Origin of the sequence: Belliella alkalica (assembly GCF_022549785.1) — a bacterium.
In the GTDB taxonomy this organism is placed as follows: domain Bacteria; phylum Bacteroidota; class Bacteroidia; order Cytophagales; family Cyclobacteriaceae; genus Belliella; species Belliella alkalica.
The window spans coordinates 103,436-121,825 of sequence record NZ_JAKZGO010000012.1 but is presented as its reverse complement, the minus strand read 5'-3'; the positions used below and the strand labels follow the sequence as shown (position 1 = coordinate 121,825).

16 protein-coding genes are annotated in these 18,390 nt (G+C 35.6%); 8 read left to right on the top strand and 8 right to left on the bottom strand.

Going from position 1 to position 18,390, the window contains the following annotated elements:
* Positions 1-156 precede the first annotated feature (156 nt).
* From MM213_RS14525 to MM213_RS14510, 4 genes are read left to right on the top strand one after another with little or no spacing between them, the layout of a single operon-like run.
* Positions 157-573 (top strand): OsmC family protein, encoded by a 417-nt coding sequence (locus tag MM213_RS14525; protein ID WP_241413381.1) that lies wholly within the window; start codon positions 157-159, stop codon positions 571-573.
* Positions 570-809 carry a hypothetical protein gene (locus tag MM213_RS14520; RefSeq protein ID WP_241413380.1) on the top strand — a complete coding sequence of 80 codons (240 nt, stop codon included), beginning with the start codon at positions 570-572 and terminating at the stop codon, positions 807-809. The genes MM213_RS14525 and MM213_RS14520 overlap by 4 nt, the downstream gene beginning before the upstream one ends.
* 58 nt (positions 810-867) lie before the next feature.
* Positions 868-1,839, top strand: coding sequence for a Cache sensor protein (locus tag MM213_RS14515; RefSeq protein ID WP_241413378.1), 972 nt, complete (start codon positions 868-870; stop codon positions 1,837-1,839).
* The gene (locus tag MM213_RS14510; protein WP_241413376.1) at positions 1,836-4,727 is read left to right on the top strand and encodes a response regulator; all 2,892 of its coding nucleotides are present in this window, start codon (positions 1,836-1,838) and stop codon (positions 4,725-4,727) included. Before MM213_RS14515 ends, MM213_RS14510 begins: the two co-directional genes overlap by 4 nt.
* A 23-nt stretch (positions 4,728-4,750) precedes the next feature.
* On the opposite strand, the gene MM213_RS14505 is transcribed toward MM213_RS14510, so the two are convergent.
* The 8 genes from MM213_RS14505 to fmt all read right to left on the bottom strand — a co-directional run bounded on the left by MM213_RS14505 (position 4,751) and on the right by fmt (position 11,788).
* Complete coding sequence (locus tag MM213_RS14505) at positions 4,751-6,043, bottom strand: dihydrolipoamide acetyltransferase family protein (RefSeq protein WP_241413374.1); 1,293 nt, start codon at positions 6,041-6,043, stop codon at positions 4,751-4,753.
* An 84-nt stretch (positions 6,044-6,127) separates the two neighbouring features.
* Positions 6,128-7,393, bottom strand: coding sequence for a competence/damage-inducible protein A (locus tag MM213_RS14500; RefSeq protein ID WP_241413372.1), 1,266 nt, complete (start codon positions 7,391-7,393; stop codon positions 6,128-6,130).
* A 58-nt stretch (positions 7,394-7,451) separates the two neighbouring features.
* On the bottom strand, positions 7,452-8,237 hold the full coding sequence (locus tag MM213_RS14495; protein ID WP_241413370.1) for an SDR family oxidoreductase: 786 nt from the start codon (positions 8,235-8,237) through the stop codon (positions 7,452-7,454).
* Positions 8,234-8,734, bottom strand: a complete 501-nt coding sequence (locus MM213_RS14490) for a dihydrofolate reductase (protein WP_241413368.1) — start codon at positions 8,732-8,734, stop codon at positions 8,234-8,236. Before MM213_RS14490 ends, MM213_RS14495 begins: the two co-directional genes overlap by 4 nt.
* A gap of 177 nt (positions 8,735-8,911) precedes the next feature.
* A complete protein-coding gene (locus MM213_RS14485; RefSeq protein ID WP_241413367.1) occupies positions 8,912-9,850 on the bottom strand; it encodes a DUF4412 domain-containing protein in 939 nt (312 codons plus the stop codon).
* 80 nt (positions 9,851-9,930) lie between these two features.
* The gene (locus MM213_RS14480) at positions 9,931-10,386 is read right to left on the bottom strand and encodes an RES family NAD+ phosphorylase (protein WP_241413365.1); all 456 of its coding nucleotides are present in this window, start codon (positions 10,384-10,386) and stop codon (positions 9,931-9,933) included.
* The gene (locus tag MM213_RS14475) at positions 10,383-10,805 is read right to left on the bottom strand and encodes an Xre family toxin-antitoxin system antitoxin (RefSeq protein ID WP_241413363.1); all 423 of its coding nucleotides are present in this window, start codon (positions 10,803-10,805) and stop codon (positions 10,383-10,385) included. The genes MM213_RS14480 and MM213_RS14475 overlap by 4 nt, the downstream gene beginning before the upstream one ends.
* Before the next feature lie 56 nt (positions 10,806-10,861).
* Positions 10,862-11,788, bottom strand: coding sequence for a methionyl-tRNA formyltransferase (gene fmt / locus MM213_RS14470; protein ID WP_241413362.1), 927 nt, complete (start codon positions 11,786-11,788; stop codon positions 10,862-10,864).
* 274 nt (positions 11,789-12,062) lie between these two features.
* Here fmt and MM213_RS14465 point away from each other — a divergent pair, with 274 nt between their 5' ends.
* From MM213_RS14465 to MM213_RS14450, 4 genes are all read left to right on the top strand, one after another.
* Positions 12,063-12,431: a hypothetical protein gene (locus tag MM213_RS14465; protein ID WP_241413360.1), complete on the top strand. Its 369-nt coding sequence runs from the start codon at positions 12,063-12,065 to the stop codon at positions 12,429-12,431.
* Positions 12,432-12,588: 157 nt separating this feature from the next.
* Positions 12,589-13,719, top strand: coding sequence for an efflux RND transporter periplasmic adaptor subunit (locus MM213_RS14460; protein WP_369413935.1), 1,131 nt, complete (start codon positions 12,589-12,591; stop codon positions 13,717-13,719).
* 18 nt (positions 13,720-13,737) lie between these two features.
* Entirely contained in the window at positions 13,738-16,875 is a 3,138-nt protein-coding gene (locus MM213_RS14455; RefSeq protein ID WP_241413358.1) for an efflux RND transporter permease subunit, read from the top strand.
* 12 nt (positions 16,876-16,887) lie between these two features.
* Positions 16,888-18,345 carry a TolC family protein gene (locus MM213_RS14450; protein WP_241413357.1) on the top strand — a complete coding sequence of 486 codons (1,458 nt, stop codon included), beginning with the start codon at positions 16,888-16,890 and terminating at the stop codon, positions 18,343-18,345.
* The last annotated feature ends 45 nt before the right edge of the window (positions 18,346-18,390 follow it).

Genomic DNA, 18,390 nt, shown 5'->3' with positions numbered 1-18,390 from the left:
TGTCAAGTAAAATCAAGACGAAACAAACTATTAATTGTTCTATAACGCAGTCAACTGATAACCAAATAACCCTATAACTTTAAACCGAAAAAATAGGAAGAGGCTCTATCTACTTTATAACTAATTTAAATATATCAATCTTTCAATATAGAAAATATGAGTAAAAGAAGTGTAACTGTCCGAATGAAAGCGGATTTGGAATATGAAGCTGTAAATCCACAAGGAAATAAAGTGGATATAGATATGTATGATGCTGCAGAAAAGCAAGCTCAATCACCTATGGATTTATTGCTATCAGCCTTAGCTGGGTGTGGTTCGGTAGATGCTGTGTTGATGATGAAGAAAAAAAGAAGGACAATAGTTGACTTCTATGTGGAGGCAGATGGAGAAAGAAATGATGGTATACCTGCATATTATAAGTCTATTCATTTGAATTTCGTGCTAGTATCTCCGGATGCTACAGAAGAGGAATTCAAAAAAGTTGTGGCATTATCAGTTGAAAAATATTGTTCGGTAGCATCATCATTAAAGTCTGAAATTACACATAGTTCTGAAATCAAAAGGCCATTATGAGGGTAGTAAATGAGTTTGTCAAAGAAGAAATAAGGATATCAATATTTTCTTGGAATAATAAATACTTGATAAAATTCGAGTTTGGCCCAATGGAGCAAACATTCAAAGTGCCTGAGATGGATGTCTTGGATGAAAATGATTTGAAGATCTTTGTGGAAGGAGATTTTTTCGATGCTGTTCAAACTAGATTTAAAGAAATGGGAGAAAATTTTCAAAAGCAGCTTGAAAATCTTTAGCTTTATAAAAAAAGCTTGAATATTTATGAAGTGTTTTTATTTCCTAATAATTTTTATTGTGTTTTTCACATCCTCTTGTAACAAACAAAAGGTTCAGGGTTCTGAGAAAGCTACAAATGAAATAAAATCATTTGTAGCTTCTATAGATCAGGATTTCAAGTTTCTGGAAGAAGAGATACTCAAAATTGGAGATTCTATATTGGTGCTTTATCAAAATAGGGATGATATTTTAGCAAATGGTGACAAGAATAAGTTTGTAATCGATGGTCCTTTTGCAAATTCAGGCCCTGACGAAGATCCTGATTTAAGTACATTATATATATCCACCAAGGGAGAGGATTGGGCAAAAATCCAAGAGATGATTATTTTGACAAATCCTTTGGACGAAGTATTTAAGCAGGTTATAAGCAAACATGAAGTAATCACCCAGGTTTATTTCAACAGTTCGGTTCAGTTAAACAGGCTTTATCCACCTTATGATGCTCGAACCATGTTAGATCATGATTTGGATGTGACCTCCTTCAATTTTTACTATGAAGCTGATGAAAAGCACAATCCTAGTAAAAGCCTCGTTTGGGTTGAGGAGATTTATGTGGATCCAGTAGGTAAAGGTTGGGTTCTTTCTTTACTAAATCCAATTTATTTTGAAGATGAATTGAAGATGGTTTTGGCTTTTGATATTTCCATCAATTCTATACTGGAAAATTATCTGGATAAAACCAAACGTCAACTATTGATCATAGATCAGACGGGAACAGTAGTAGCAGGAAAGCCTAAAGCGATTGAGGCGCTGTCATTACCACCCTTAAAGAACCACACATATATACAGACGATTACTTCTGATAGTTTTCGACCTGAGGAATACAATCTTTTTAAAAGCAAAAGTAGGGAGGTACGGAAAATGATTTCAAGTTTTATTTTGTCAGGTAACGAGACGTATGTTTTAAATGAAGGAATGGACAAAATAACTGTAAATGTGTATAATATGGATAATTTGAATTGGATGATTTTAGATGTTGTGGTACAATGAAAGATTTACAATTGCGATTCTCAAAAAGCTACAACAATGCCTACCGGTGGTTTGTGGTAACTGGTGTGTTGGTAGTCATATTGATACTTTTTTTAGCTATAATTTTTTTTAGAGCATTGACAGAGAGTCAGGTTGAAGCAAGAAGACAATTTCTCAACAAGCAAGTTGAACTAGCTGCGAAAGAAACCCAGAATAGATTTTCGTCGACTTATGATGATCTAGTTTTTTTCGTCAATAACCTAGAGCCTTGGACTTATGAAAAAAATGGGAATGAACAGCTTGCATTTGAAATGAGAACGCGAAGGATATTCAATAATCATAGGAATGTTTTGGATACTATGACAGTTGTTTTTCCAAATCACATAGTGTCTTTCCATTTCGATCAAAAAAATAATTTCATAAAAAAAGTTTTGCCTGCCAATTCCAATATTCCTGAGATCAAGCAAAATCATATTGTATTAGAAAACCAATCCAAAGGACTTAAAATAATTAGTGTTGTAAATTTAGATCGTTTTTTGGGAGATGAGCTAGGAAATTATTACCTAGGTATGTCCAGCGAAAAGTTGCTTTATAAAAACGGTGAGTTGTATGGTTTGTTAGATTACATCCCAGTTGCAGGTTACAAAATTTTATCACCTGTTTTTGATCCATTAAAAAATGATGTGAAAAAGGGCTTGAAAGGAGGGTATGAAGGGGTCTTTGTAAACGAAACAGAAGGGGTGAAGTTTGAAGCAATTATATATCAATACCCATTTAATTTGTATCCTTTGGAAGAGACATTGTCAGTGGTCTTCGTGCAAGATAAAAAAGAAGCTACCTCAAAAATTTATGAGACATACATCTTTCTGTTGGTGGGCTTAATGTTTTTATTGTTGATGGTGATATTGATATTGTATAGGTTCATTAAAAATGCCCAGGAATCAAATGATTTGTTGGAAGAAAAGTCGGAGAAGATAAATGAATTGTTTCGACAGCAAAGTCTTTTACTACAAGAATCCAAAGGCTTCATTTATTTTCAGAATATTAATAGGGAAATGATCAATGTGAGTTCTGAAGTAAAAGATGTATTAGGTTATGACCCTGATTTTTTTATTGATAATTTTCAAAAATTCATACCCAAAGATCAATGGGATGAGCTAGTAGGAAATATCGATAGAGCAATTGAAAATCAGCACGATAGTTTTTCATTTGAGTTTGATTTTATCAATAGTTCTGGTGAAAAAATACGATCCAGAGCTTTTGAAAAGCTCATTTATACTGAGTCCGGTGAGTTTGCTGGTAATGTGGGTATATGTACAGACATCAATGAAAGATACATAGCTGATCAAGAATTGATAAAAAGTAATAATAGACTAAATTCAGTTTTAAAGAGCCTACCAGATATAATTTTTATATATAGTAATGAAGGTGTTTTTTTAGAATATTATGTTCAAGATGAATCTTTTTTGCTCAAACCTGCTGGAAGTTCTATGGGTAAAAATGTAATGGAAGATTTACCAAGTCCATTAAATCAGCAGATTATGGAGGGTTTTGAAAAGGTCAAATCGACAGGTAAACTAGTCACATTAGATTATGAGATAGAGTCCCAAACTGGTAAAAAGATTTTTGAAGCTAGGATATTTAAGCTTGATGAAGAGCGGCTCATTTCGATTTCCAGAGATATTACAGGTCAGAAGTTATGGGAAAAGGGACTTCAAGAAGCAATGGAAGCAGCCGAACTAGCTAATACTGCGAAATCTGAGTTTTTGGCCAATATGAGCCATGAGATTAGAACGCCAATGAATGGCTTGCTTGGGATTATAGGTTTACTTGAAATGACCGATTTAAATGAAAAGCAAACTGAATACTTGAAGATAATCCAAGATTCTGGTCAATCCCTTTCAAACATTATAAATGACATTTTGGATTACTCCAAAATTGAATCAGGAATGATGTTGTTGGACGCTTCAATATTCAATTTTAAGGAAGAATTCGAGAAGATTCTAAAGATATTTTCGGGAATGATTCAGCATAAAAATATTAAGCTTTCTTACCAATTTGGTCCATTGATACCCGAATTTGTAGAGTTAGATAAGGAGAAGTTAGGGCAAATACTATTTAATTTGATAGGTAATTCTATTAAATTCACTCCAGTCAAGGGTGAGGTTTTCATTTATATTTATGGAGAATCTTTTTTGAATGACAATATAATTCTACATTTTTCGGTAAAGGATTCTGGAATAGGTATCCCTGAGTCAAAAATAGAAACACTTAAAGAGCCATTTGTTCAAGTAGATGGAAGTAATACACGAGAATTTAGGGGGACAGGGCTTGGCTTGGCTATTTCCAATCGATTGATTGAATTGATGGGTGGGGAGTTGAGAATTGAAAGCGAGGAAAAAAAAGGATCTGTTTTTTCGTTTAATGTTTTTGGTAAGGTTTGGGTTCAAGACGAAAAAGTTTTTGAATACACTAATTCTCAGGATGAAAGTTTTAATTGGTCAAATATGGAGAAGGATTATCCGCTCAAAATCCTACTCGTAGAAGACAATGAAACAAATCTAAAGTTTATGCAAATGTTGATGAAGGAGCTTGGTTATTCTATCACAATTGCGAAAAATGGATTAGAAGCAGTGGAGTTAGTTACTGATGCTAGTTTTGATCTTATTTTTATGGATATCCAAATGCCTAAATTAAACGGTTTGGAAGCTACAAAAATCATTAGAACTATGGAGGGAAAGCCATATGTACCTATTATTGGGCTTTCTGCAAACGCATTTCAAGAAGATATAAATGAAGCTATTCAAATAGGAATGGATGGTTATCTTCCAAAGCCTATAATTATCAAAGATATTGCTTTGACAGTCAAAAAAATATACGAATTAAAAATAAGTAAGGAAGTCAATTAATGACTTCCTTACTTATTTGGATTTTATAGCTCTGACTCCAAATCAAATTCTTCCAAGTAATCAGCTACTCTACGTACAAACATCCCTCCTAAAGAACCATCAACTACACGATGGTCATAAGAATGAGATAGGAACATCTTATGCCTGATTGCAATCACATCTCCTGTTGGGGTCTCCACAACGGCAGGTTTTTTTGTAATAGCTCCTACAGCCAATATGGCAACTTGAGGTTGCATTATTATTGGAGTACCCATTACATTTCCAAAAGAGCCTACATTAGATATTGTATATGTGCCACCACCAAGTTCATCAGGAGATAGCTTATTGTTTCTAGCTCTTACAGCCAAATCATTCACTTTCTTGGATAACCCTGTGAGGTTGAATTGATCTGCATTTTTTATGTTTGGAACAATCAGATTGCCACTTGGAAGTGCCACAGCTATTCCTATATTGATATCTCTCTTTTTGATGATTGTATCTCCATCAACGGAGATGTTGATCATTGGAAAATCTTTGATAGCTCTCGCTACTGCATGTACAAAGAAAGGGGTAAATGTTAGGGCTTCCCCTTCTTTCTTTTTGTAGGCATCTTTTACTTTATTTCTCCATAGTACGATGTTGGTGACATCAGCTTCTACAAAAGAAGTGACATGAGGAGAAATCCTTTTCGAATCTAACATCCTTTGCGCAATCATTTTGCGCATTCTGTCCATTTCAATGATCTCATCTCCAGCAGAAATACTAACTTCTGCTTTTGGCATTGGTGCGCTGATAGATGGTTTTGGGCTTGATTTTGGAGTGTTTCTTTCTTTGATATACTCAAGCATATCAACTTTTGTTACCCTACCATCTTTCCCTGTTCCAGAAATCTTTGCCAACTCCGATTTTGATATATTTTCTTCTTTAGCAATGCTTTGAACTAAGGGTGAATAGAATCTTTCATCACCTTCGACTGATTTTTCAGAGGAGGTATCACTTACCAAAGTTGAAGTGTGTTCAGGCGCAGCAGCTACCAATTCCTCTTTTTGGCTTGGAGATTCTTTTGATGATTGTTCTACAGATCCTGAGGTCTCTTCTTCGGTTTCAATGATAGCAATAGGAGCTCCTACAGCTACAATTTCACCCTCTTTCACCAATATTTTCTTAAGAACACCACCATATATAGCTGGTACTTCTGTGTCAACTTTATCAGTAGCAACCTCTAATACAGATTCATCCTGTTCGATTGTATCGCCTTCTTTTTTGAGCCATGTAAGAATGGTGCCCTCTATGATACTCTCACCCATTTTGGGCATTATCATTTCTACAGTTGCCATATTTTTTATTATTTAATTGGGTTTATTTCTAAGTTTTAAAATTAAATTTTATTTTATGTAATACAAAAACATTTAACATAATTTTTATTCTGTTTTTTCAAGAATGCACAATCTTAACAAATTTAGGACAGCTACTGCGGTAAGTTGAATATTGAGCATTCTGTCCTGAGTCAATTGTAGTTTTTTTGTTATAGTATTCCCTTCAAAGGCGCAAGCTATCCATACTGTGCCTACAGGTTTTTCGGCCCATCCACCTTCTGGCCCTGCGATACCACTACTTGCAAGGCCATAATCTGATTTGAATTCTACTCTAATGTTTTCAGCCATCTGCTTGATAGTTTCTTCACTTACAGCACCTTTATTCTTCAATACCTCTTTGTCAACATTCAATATATCACTTTTGAATTCATTATGGTAGGGGATCAAAGCGCCTTGGAAATACTTGCTGCTACCTGGGATACTAGTGATTAGGTGGGAAATATATCCTCCTGAACAGCTTTCTGCCAAAGCTACTTTTTTATTTTTCTGTTTCAAAAGTCTGCCGATGGATTCTTCAAGCGTCTCATGGTTGTAACCAAATATATATTTTTCGATCAATGGCTTCACCAATTCGATTTGGGTCTCAACATCTGCCTGCAATTCATCATAATCATCACCAAAAGCTGTCAATCTTAACTTGACTTGTCCCAATGAAGGCAAGTATGCAAGTTTGATGTTATTCGGCAAATTACTTTCCCAATCCCTAATCAAGTCAGCAAGCCAACTTTCACCTATGCCAACGGTTTTGATTATTTTATGATAAATGATAGGCAGCGCATACATGCTTTTGATTTTGGGAATCACATAATCCTTCATCAACTTTTTCATCTCATGGGGCACTCCTGGCATGGACATCCATGCTGTGTCATTTTCTTCAAACCACATGCCTGGGGCGGTACCTATTTCATTTGGGATGTAAGTGCACTTAGTCGGTAGATGTGCCTGCAATTTGTTCAGATCTGTAAGTTCACGACCTCTTTTTTCGAAAAAATTACGCACGGCTTCAAGGGCTTCTGGGACAAGCTTTATTTCACAATTGAAATACTCTGCCAACAAAGGCTTTGTCAAATCATCATTTGTGGGGCCTAGTCCTCCTGTTATCAATACAATATCAGCTCTTTTTTCTGCTGCTTTAAATGCAGCCATCATTGATTCCTTATGATCGCCTACTGTAGTTCTCTGAATGACTCTTACTCCAATTTTATCAAGCTCTTGGCTTATCCAATGACTGTTGGTGTCGATTATTTGTCCGTAGAGCAATTCGTCGCCAATAGCTATTATTTCTGCTTTTATCTCTATATAGTTAGTCATCTTTGGTTTGATTTGGGCTTAACTTTATGCCTACTTTAAGAAAACTTAGCGTATTCTGTTATCTCACTTTAGCTTTCTGAATTATTTTTGCGAAAATTTTCGGGAAAAATCGCTTGATGTAAACTGCTATGGTTTCTTTTCCTCCTATCAGAATTTCTAACTTTCCTGTTTCAATTCCTTTCTTGATAGTTTTTGCACAAGCTTCAGGTGTCATGCCTTTATCCTGTGCTGCATCCATTTCATTCAATGGACTTCCATCACCTGTAAGTGCATTGATTGAGACATTTGTTTTGATAAACCCAGGACATATCATTGTAACTTTAATATTCTCTTTATAGTTTTCCGCTCTTAGTGAATCAAAAAATCCATGCAATGCGTGTTTTGCACCTGCATATGAAGATCGATATGGCGAACCAAACTTACCTACAAGACTACTAACTACTCCAAAATGTCCTTTTTTTCTTTCAATAAAATGAGGTAAGATCGCTTTGCTCAATGCAATTGTTCCAAAGTAATTTACTTCCATGATCTTTCGATCTACTTCTAGTTTTGTATCTATGACAAGAGACCTTTGACTGATACCTCCGTTGTTGATTAATATGTCCACATGACCGAATGCAGCGATAGCTTCAGATGCAAGTATTTCAAAATCTTCATTTTTTGATAAGTCCAACGGTAAAACAAAAATATTATTTGGGTTTTGGGTTCTTGATTTCACAAGTTCCAAAGCATCTTTTTTTCTGGAGGAAATGATTACCTTATAGTTGGATTTTTCGAATTGATGAACCAAAGCCTCTCCAATTCCAGACGAAGCACCAGTGATCCAGACTACATTGCTATTCATTGTTTGATCCTTTTGTAAGTGACAATTTCAAAGTTATATTCATTGTTTTCATCTTTTTGAAATTGCTCTACATTTTCTTTTTTCCAATTTGATGTTTCGAAATTCGGGAAATATACATCACCTTCTGGATGGGCATCTACTTCTGTAATTAGCATTTCATCGCATATATTGATGGCCTCTTTGTAAATCTGAGCCCCTCCAATGATATACACCTGCCCAAGATTTTTACTGATGCAGAGCCTTATTGATTCTTCTAAAGAATGAACCACAAAGTGACCTTCAGGTATTTCGAAATCTGTATTTCGGGTAATTACAATTGAAGTCCTATTTGGAAGGGGCTTTCCCATTGAATCATAGGTTTTTCTACCCATGATGATATGATGACCTGTTGTGGTTTTCTTGAAAAATCTCAAGTCAGATGAGAGTTTCCAAATAAGTTGATTGTCTTTGCCAATCACATTGTTTTTGGCTTTGGCGACTATAATGGATATATTCAATTTGATATTTTGAAGGTTTGGCTTACAAGATACCAAGGATTTTTAAGTCAAAAAATTGTAAATTAAATATCAGCTGTTATAAAAAAGAAAAATGTGATTATTCGTATCCTCATCTCTGGGTAAATACCAAATAGTAGGGCAACAAATAATCACAACTATAAACTTTTGAAACCAAAATTACTTTTCGGTTTTTAGCATGTTCGGATAATCTGACATCACAAAAGAAGTAGATGAGTTTTTGTTCATATCAGTGATTTTTAACTCAGACCTACTTTTGTCTGTTTTGCTTTCAAACAACATCTCCATCATATTTCCCATTGGGACATCGCCCCATGCTGTTTTTCCTCTTTGATATGCTGAAGTGCCAAGCATTGGATTGGTATCTGTCCAAAAAGAACCACCTCCATCTATTGGTTCTTTTGTAATCCAAAAAGTGGCAGTTCCTTCTTCTGACTCACTTACATACTCATCACACTTGTATCCATGGATAGTCTTGGTGTTTCCTGTCTTTTTTATCGAAAAATCACTTTCCTCCATTTCTTCCTCCCATTCTTCCCAATTTTCCAAGGCAGCGGCCTGTTCTAGTGCATCAAAGTCATACCCATAAGCTATGCTGCTTTTTTTACCTTCAGATTCTATCAGAATTATTGAAGCATTTCTCTCCAAATCACTGATGATTACTGTTTTTCCCGAATTGTTTTTTTGGTCTTTATTCTCAATCTCCATGGCGGCAGTCTTACCATCTGGACTAAAGTACGTTTTCATCTGAAAGGGTTCCGAAGCTTTGCCTTTTTCATCCAAACTGTTGATTTCCATTACTGAATAGCTTGAAAAATCATAAGTATCTGCAATTTCTACATTTGCATCGATGCCTTCCAATATTTTGCCAATGTTAAAACCACCACCACTTGGCATATCTGGCCCATAAATATTTTCAAAAGCTTTTTCAAGTTGTCGTTGTGCTATCTTCTCAGCTTCCTTTTCAACTCTTTTTTCAAGTGCATTCCCAAGACCTCTAGACGCAGCTTGCTTTAGTCTATTTCCTAGCTGAGCCTCTGACTCAAAAGATATGCACATCAATATCGGTATGGTAAGTATCGTATAAATTTTTTTCATAACAAGTGGGTTTAAAATTACTACTAAAGGTAATGACTACTGGTATGAAATTCAAAAAATTAAATACAAACAATTAATTATCAGGGGAAGAGCCTTGGGTCAAACCGGATGGGCTCTATGGAAATTATCTGAATATTGCTGGATTGTGGATGTTTAGGGTTGATGATATAGTTGAACTCGTCTGGAACAATTACGGAAGCAACTTGAAGAATAAAATGGTTTTGTTTATCCAAAAATTCATCTCCGATATCTTGTGTGAATTGTGAAGGAGGAGATTCACGCCATGAATTATGAAGATCTTCTATTTTTATATTTTTTATTTGGAGATCAGGGACTTGTATCTTAACCAGTTGAAAATCTTTTGGGGCATGGTTAGGAGTAATATGGACTGCTACTTCAAGCATTGCCAATGAAATAGAACCAGCAGTATAAAGTGCTGCCCTTCCTTTACTGTTCCATCTTCCACCATATAGCATGGCCCCAATACCACTTAAGTCCTTGGCGTAAGCTTCTCTTGAAATCCTGTATAAAATCATGCAAAAATACCATGCTGAATCCTACCCAATTCATCTTTGACAAGGTCTATTCCGAAAGTCGTGTCAAGTAGAGAAAGTGGAGACTGCGAACCTAGGGGTATGCAAGACTCATGAAGCCACAATCTAAACAACTCCAATTCACCAAAAACCTCCTCACCAAACTTAAAAAGTATCGCAAGCTTCAGAATCCGCTCACTTTGGATGGGTTCAAATGATTTTCTGTCTTTTTTGTAGCGTTGGAGTGTCCTATCTGACAAGTGTAACAATACAGCCCAAGAATCTTCGGAAACAGGACTTTCTTCCATTACCTTTTCGAAATCTTCATAAGTAAGACCTCTACGGCTGGTCTTGGCTAATCTTAGAGATAGCCTATCTCCAGAAAAACCATAATTGGCTACATAATCACTTACTATACCCATATCCTTTTGTCTTTGCGTAAATGTCCAAAAAAATAAGACATTTGTCAAGTTTTTTTTTATTTTATCTTATTTCCTCTAAGGAAATCTCCTACAGTCATTCTTTTCTTTCCTTCTAACTGTAGCTCTAGGATTTTGAGACTTCCTTCTCCTGTTTGAAAAGTGAGATTTGTCTTTCCATCTGATTCAAATTCTCCTATGTTTAGATTGTTAAGGTTTTTCTCGCTTACTTCAGTCTCAAAAATCTTGCAGTTTTTATCATTGATTGTAGTCCATGCAGCGGGGTAGGGAGAAAGACCTCTCACAAGATTATGAATGTTTTCGGCAGATTGGTTCCAATCGATTTGACAGGTTTCTTTATAGATCTTTGGTGCATGGTGAATGGCCATACTTTCATCTTGAGGTTTTGGCTCAACTTGATCTTTTGAAACAGCTTCTATTGTCTTCAAAATCAGTTTCGAACCTTTTACCATCAATTTTTCATACAATGTTCCGATGTTGTCTTCTGGGAGAATTGTTTCTTTTTCTTGAAAAATCACACTTCCAGTATCAATTTCATGCTTTAGGAAAAATGTAGTGATACCCGTTTCTTTTTCACCGTTAATTATTGCCCAATTGATTGGTGCTGCGCCTCTGTAATTTGGGAGAAGAGAGGCATGTAAATTGAAAGTTCCTTTTGGTGGCATACTCCAGACTACTTCTGGAAGCATCCTGAAAGCTACCACCACTTGAATGTCGGCATTGAAGCTTCTTAGTTCTTCCAAAAAGGCTTCAGATTTGAGGTTTGTAGGTTGCAAAACTGGAATGTTGAAATTCAATGCAGCCTGTTTGACAGGAGAGGGGATCATTTTTTGCCCTCGTCCTTTTGGTTTATCTGGAGCAGTGATTACAGCTACTACGTTCCAATCATTTTCAATTAATATTTCTAAGCCAGGTACAGCAAATTCTGGTGTCCCCATATAAATGATTCTCAAATCTTTGTTCATTTCTTTCAAAATTAATTGATACAAAGGTCTAAAGATATTTTTGATAAAAAATTTTGAGTTGGGATTTAAATTATTAAAATTTCAATTAAATAAATTTTTAATTTTGATAATATGATGTTTGCCCTATTTTTATTTTGAATTTGGTAATAGTTTGAAAATTTAAGTTTACAAAACATTATGTAAATAAATATAAATTCTTTAACAAATGTGAAGATTAATTTCCAATCATAAAATAATCAGTGTGATTTTTTAATTATTGAGTAATTTTACATTTATGTTGATTCATCAAAAAACAGGAATTAGGATATTTATTCAGAGTGTAGCGATTTTTATGGCTACTTTTTTCCTGTTATTGGCTGTTTCTGATGGGTTTGAAAAAGTTGAGGAATCTGTTTATGTTGGTGAATTTGTTAGTGAATTAGAGTATGACTTTGTTGATTTTCCCACTTCAATCATAAGGACACAGTCAAGCTCTCAATTAAGTAAAGTCCAAAGGTTAGTTATCATCAAAGTTTTTGATTACTTGGTGCCTAGAATCGAATCAAAAAGTGAAATAATTAAAGTTTCTTTCTTAACCTTTACTGGAATTATTGAATATTTTTTCCATGTTTTGAGGATTTCTATAGCTTCAAACGCTCCTTAATTCATTTTTCAATTTTATTTTCAATTATTTCTATTCCTTTTTCAATTGTAAAAGGGCTTTATCAATTATTTACTCTTCCATTATGAATTTCAAAGGTTTTAAAAATCTTACGGGGAAAAAAGTGTCCAATTGTTCCCTAATCAATATTTGTATTTTGATGATGATATCATCTATCATGTTGATTTCTTGCAATACTGGTAATTCTAAAAATCAAAATAAGATGGTACTTAGCGAGATACCAGTCTTAGAATTACAGACTAAATCTATTTTGGTTCCCAAGACATATGTTTGCGATATCCAGGCTGTTCAGTTTGTGGAAGTTAGAGCAAAAGTCGAAGGTTTTGTAGATAAAATTTACGTAGATGAAGGTGAGTTTGTGAAGAAAAATCAACCGTTGTTTCAGTTGACTTCAAATGAATTCAATGAAATAGTTAATTCTTCAAATGCTAAACTGATGCAAGCAAAAGCTGAGGCTAAAGCAACAGCCCTTGAGGTAGAGCGTTTGAAAATCCTAGTTGATAAAAATATTATTTCGTCTTCTGAACTAGATTTGGCTAAAGCCCAAAATTCTGTTGCAGAATCAGCAATCGTAGAAGCTCAGTCTTTATTGCAAAATGCTAAGACAGGACTTTCTTACACTACTATAAGAGCGCCATTTGATGGAATAGTGGATCGTATTCCTTACAAAACTGGAAGTTTGGTGACTTCTGGAGATTTACTAACTAACATTACAGATATTAATGAAGTTTTCGCTTATTACAAAGTGACCGAAAATGAATATCTGAGGTATATGAGAGATAAAATCGAAACATTGGAAACCGACAGTTTGCAAAAAGAACAAGAGGAACTGAGTTTGATTCTTTCGGATGGAGAAACTTACCAATATACCGGGAAATTGGAGACTATGGAAGCTGATTTTGAAAAAGGAACAGGATCCATCGCCTTTAGAGTAAGATTTCCAAATCCAGATCAATTGATCAAACATGGTGCAAGTGGGAAAATACAAATGAATAATGAATTGGAGAATATTTTCTTGATTCCACAAAAATCGACTTTTGAAATTCAGGATTACAGTTATGTGTATGTACTTACCAAGGAAAATAAAGTCCAAGTAAGAAGTTTTGTTCCAATGCAAAGGTTTGGTGTTTATTATATCAGTGATAGTTTTCAGCCTGGAGACAAGATCATCTTAGAAGGAATCCAACAACTGAAAGATGGTATGAAAATAAATCCTGTGAGTGTTTCTGAGAAAGAAGCGTATGACACACTTTTCAATTCACTGGACTAATAGTAAAAAGCCACAATCATGTTAGAATTATTTATCAAAAGGCCGATATTATCGACTGTAATATCGGTGTTTATCACATTGTTGGGTTTACTGGCATTAGTTTCACTTCCAATCACCCAATTTCCTGAAATAGTCCCTCCATCTGTTACAGTAACAGCCAAATATACAGGGGCGAATGCTGAAGTGTTGTCAAAAGCTGTCGCCACTCCTTTGGAAAGGGCTATCAATGGAGTGCCTGGTATGAGCTATATGACATCTGTAAATACTAATGATGGTATTACATTGATTAACATCGTCTTTGCCGTAGGAACTGATCCTGATCAAGCTGCTGTGAATGTGCAAAATAGAGTTTCAACTGTTATTGATGAATTGCCAGAGGAGGTTATCCGTGCTGGAGTAATGACTGAAAAAGAGGTGAATAGCATGCTCCTCTACCTCAATTTGATGACTTCCGATTCCACACAGGATGAAAAGTTTGTATATAATTTTGCAGATATCAACATTCTCCCTGAGTTAAAAAGGATAGATGGTGTAGGATTCGCGGAGATAATGGGATCTAGAGATTATGCTATGCGCATTTGGTTGAACCCAGATAGGTTGGTAGCCTATAATCTTTCCCCTCAAGATGTCACTGAAGCCATCAGAAGGCAGAATGTGGAAGCAGCACCCGGTAAGTCAGGGATTTCTTCTGATCGTGATGCACAAGCTCTCCAATATGTACTTAGATACACGGGAAAATTCAATCAAGAGGCCGATTTTGAAAACATCACCCTTAAAGCACTTCCTGATGGATCTTTGCTGAAGCTCAAGGATGTAGCTGAAGTAGAATTTGATTCACAAGATTACAATATGGTGTCAATGACAGATGGAAGGCCTTCAGCATCCATTATGCTCAAGCAGAGACCTGGGTCAAATGCTAGTGAAGTAATTGAAAACATAAAAATCAAAATGGAGGAACTACAAGAAAACTCTTTCCCACCTGGAATGGAATATAATTATTCCTATGATGTTTCTAGATTTCTTGATGCTTCTATTCACGAAGTAATCAAAACCTTGATTGAGGCATTTATTCTTGTTTCTATTGTGGTATTTATTTTTCTTCAGGATTTTAGATCTACGTTGATACCAGCTATTGCAGTGCCTGTTTCTTTGATTGGTACATTTGCATTCATGCAGTTGTTTGGATTCTCAATCAACTTATTGACATTGTTTGCTTTGGTTTTGGCGATAGGGATTGTAGTTGATAATGCCATAGTCGTAGTGGAAGCAGTGCATGTAAAAATGCATGAAAAGAAAATGAATGCCCTAGATGCAACTTTGGCCGCGATGAAAGAAATAGGCGGTGCAATTGTAGCCATAACATTGGTAATGTCAGCTGTATTTGTACCAGTGAGTTTTCTTTCAGGTCCTGTTGGGATTTTTTATAGGCAATTTTCCCTGACTTTGGCGATTGCTATTGTGATTTCGGGGATCAATGCCCTTACTTTATCTCCAGCACTTTGTGCACTTCTTTTGAAGCCATCAGATATGGATCATGATCCAAAAAAAGGTGTCCTCCAAAGATTTTTCAATGGTTTCAATAAGAAATATGATAGGCTTTCTTTCAAATATGAAAATGTAATCAAAAAGATTGCGGGCAGAAGGACAGTAACATTTATGGTTTTGTTGGTGTTTTTTGGATTGTCGTATGGTGGGATTTCAGTTGTGCCTGGAGGATTTATACCAAATGAAGATCAAGGAATGATCTATGTGAATGTGACGACACCTCCAGGAGCCACCGTAGAAAGAACAAGTGTAGTCATGGATCTAGTTCAGGCTAGCTTACTTCCTTTGGATGAGGTAGAGACTGTTTCCACTCTTGCGGGATATAGTTTGCTGACTGAAACAGCAGGAGCATCTTATGGAATGGGAATGATCAATTTGGTAGATTGGGGAGATAGGGAAAAGAATGTGAATGAACTTATACTGGATTACCAAGAGAGGGTTTCTCATATCAAAGGTGCTGATATTCAATTTTTTTCACCTCCTCCCGTTCCGGGGTTTGGAAATGCATCAGGATTTGAGCTGAGACTTCAGGATAAGACAGGTGGAAGCTTAGATGTGATGGCGGAAGTCAGTCAAGATTTTGTCGAAGCGTTGAATGAAAGGCCTGAGTTAAAAAATGTGTTTACGAACTTTGAACCAAACTTCCCTCAATATATCATCAATGTTGACCATGACAAAGCTGCAAAGTTGGGAGTATCGGTAGAAGAGTCGATGGAAACTCTTCAAAGTTATGTAGGAAGCTTCTATTCATCAAACTTTATACGCTATGGACAAATGTACAAGGTGATGATTCAGGCAGCTCCAGAATACAGAAGTTCTCCAGAGTCAATATTAAGTATGTACACCAAAAATAACCAAGGACAAATGGTTCCATATTCTAATTTCATTTCTTTAGAGAGAGTATATGGTCCAGAGCAGTTGGGAAGATATAACATGTTCACTTCGGCATTGGTGAGTGGTGATGCTGCCGATGGGTTCTCATCTGGAGATGCAATCAAAGCTGTCGAAGAGGTAGCCCTTCAAATATTACCTAGAGGTTTTGATATTGATTGGTCTGGTATCACACGAGAACAAATAGCCTCAGGAAATCAAGCTGTTTTTGTGTTTTTGATATGTTTGCTTTTTGTGTATTTGCTGCTTTCAGCACAATATGAAAGTTACTTCTTACCCATGCCAGTAATACTATCATTGCCTGCAGGTGTGTTTGGGTCATATCTTTTTCTCAAATTGACTGGATTGGAAAACGATATTTATGCACAAGTTTCCTTAGTGATGTTGATTGGGTTACTTGGGAAAAATGCCATTTTAATTATTGAAATAGCAATTCAGAATAGAGAAAAAGGTCTTTCAATCCTCCAAAGCGCCATCAATGGTGGAGTAGAAAGGTTAAGACCAATATTGATGACTTCCTTGGCATTTATTTGCGGGTTAATACCATTGACCCTAGCTTCAGGTGCCGGAGCGATAGGTAATAGGACGATAGGTACAGCCGCAGCAGGAGGGATGTTAATCGGGACTGTTATTGGGATTTTTCTGATTCCTGGACTTTATGTTGTTTTTGAAACTTTGAATTCGAAGTTCAAAAAAAGTGATACTTCTTCTGATAATTAAAAAGCTGAATTAATGAAATTATTTAAATATAGATTTTGGATGGGAATTGGGTTTGTTTTCATACTCTTTTCATGCAAATCCACCAAAACTGAATTAGTCGATAAAAATGTAAGTTTACCAAACTCATATTATGGAACGCAAAAAATAAATGAGGATTCTTCTTCGAATGTAGCTCTTCTTAAGTGGGACAGTTTTTTTGAAGATGAAAATCTTCAAAAATTGATTCATATCGCGTTGGAAAATAATCAGGACAACCTCAAAACACTTGAGAAAATAAGGATTGCCCGGGCTAGTTTTAACATCGCAAAACTGGGTTATCTTCCAGAGATTAATGGTATCGCAGGTGGTTCAACGAGGAAGTTTGGGGAATTTACTATGGATGGTGTAGGAAATGCTGACTCAAACCTCTCACCGACAGTTCCAGATAATAAGAAAATCCCTGATCCATATAGGGATTTTATAGTCGGTGCAGAATTCAATTGGGAAATTGATGTTTGGGGAAAGTTTAAAAATCAAAAAAAAGCTGCCCTTGCTAGGTTTATGGCTTCTGAAGAAATGGCCAAAAATGTAAAAACATGGTTGGTATCGGAGATTGCAAATGCATATTACACCTTGATGGGATTAGAAGAGCAACAAAAGATTTTGGAGAAAAATATAGCTATCCAAGAGTTAGCATTCAACCTTACAAAAGATCTCAAAGAGGCTGGTAGAGAAAATCAACTAGCCTTGGATCAATTTGAAGCGCTATTACTAAACTCCAAAGGGCAATTGGTAGAAAGAAATAGAGAACTCAGGTCTGCAGAACTTTATCTCAATACTTTATTGGGTGTGTATGATTTCGAATATTCAAAAATATCTTTAGAAGAAGTTGTTTTGGCTAAAAACATCATAAAAATCGGAATCCCTTCACAATTATTATTGTATAGACCTGATATAAGAGCTGCCGAAATGGAACTTATAGCCTCAAAAGCTGACATTACTGCAGCTAGGGCTTCTTTTTTCCCATCAATCAATTTATTTGGTATGGCTGGGTTCAATGCTTTTGATTTTGGGAAATTGTTTTTCAATCCTGCTTCCACTGTATATCAGTTAGGTTCAGGTTTGACAGCTCCTATTTTCAATAGAAATCAAGTAAAAATGGCCTACGAAATAGCTAATACTTCACAAAGGATAGCCTATTTGGACTATGAACAAACAGTATTCAAAAGTTATTTGGAAATCCTAGATCTCGTCAATTCCATTGATCAATATAGTAATCAAAAGAACCTTAAGAGAAATGAAGTAGAAGTACAGAAAAGATCAGTGGAAAATTCTAATATCATGTTTTCGGTTGGATATGCCAACTATCTAGATGTTACCAATGCACAAAGAAGAGCATTAGAAGCAGAAATTGAACTAGTAGAATTGAAGGTAAAAGAGTTACAAACGAAAGTCAAATTATTTAGAGCCTTGGGTGGGGGTTGGAGTTAATCATTTGAATCAGGGATTCGAATTGAGATTTAAACCGAAGGCTAT

What these genes read in the sequence shown, in the direction of transcription:
- MM213_RS14525 (WP_241413381.1), top strand. Translation starts at nt 157, where the DNA reads ATGAGTAAAAGAAGTGTAACTGTCCGAATGAAAGCGGATTTGGAATAT.
- MM213_RS14520 (WP_241413380.1), top strand. Translation starts at nt 570, where the DNA reads ATGAGGGTAGTAAATGAGTTTGTCAAAGAAGAAATAAGGATATCAATA.
- MM213_RS14510 (WP_241413376.1), top strand. Translation starts at nt 1,836, where the DNA reads ATGAAAGATTTACAATTGCGATTCTCAAAAAGCTACAACAATGCCTAC.
- MM213_RS14505 (WP_241413374.1), bottom strand. Translation starts at nt 6,043, where the DNA reads ATGGCAACTGTAGAAATGATAATGCCCAAAATGGGTGAGAGTATCATA.
- MM213_RS14500 (WP_241413372.1), bottom strand. Translation starts at nt 7,393, where the DNA reads ATGACTAACTATATAGAGATAAAAGCAGAAATAATAGCTATTGGCGAC.
- MM213_RS14495 (WP_241413370.1), bottom strand. Translation starts at nt 8,237, where the DNA reads ATGAATAGCAATGTAGTCTGGATCACTGGTGCTTCGTCTGGAATTGGA.
- MM213_RS14485 (WP_241413367.1), bottom strand. Translation starts at nt 9,850, where the DNA reads ATGAAAAAAATTTATACGATACTTACCATACCGATATTGATGTGCATA.
- MM213_RS14480 (WP_241413365.1), bottom strand. Translation starts at nt 10,386, where the DNA reads ATGATTTTATACAGGATTTCAAGAGAAGCTTACGCCAAGGACTTAAGT.
- MM213_RS14475 (WP_241413363.1), bottom strand. Translation starts at nt 10,805, where the DNA reads ATGGGTATAGTAAGTGATTATGTAGCCAATTATGGTTTTTCTGGAGAT.
- fmt (WP_241413362.1), bottom strand. Translation starts at nt 11,788, where the DNA reads ATGAACAAAGATTTGAGAATCATTTATATGGGGACACCAGAATTTGCT.
- MM213_RS14465 (WP_241413360.1), top strand. Translation starts at nt 12,063, where the DNA reads ATGTTGATTCATCAAAAAACAGGAATTAGGATATTTATTCAGAGTGTA.
- MM213_RS14460 (WP_369413935.1), top strand. Translation starts at nt 12,589, where the DNA reads ATGATGATATCATCTATCATGTTGATTTCTTGCAATACTGGTAATTCT.
- MM213_RS14455 (WP_241413358.1), top strand. Translation starts at nt 13,738, where the DNA reads ATGTTAGAATTATTTATCAAAAGGCCGATATTATCGACTGTAATATCG.
- MM213_RS14450 (WP_241413357.1), top strand. Translation starts at nt 16,888, where the DNA reads ATGAAATTATTTAAATATAGATTTTGGATGGGAATTGGGTTTGTTTTC.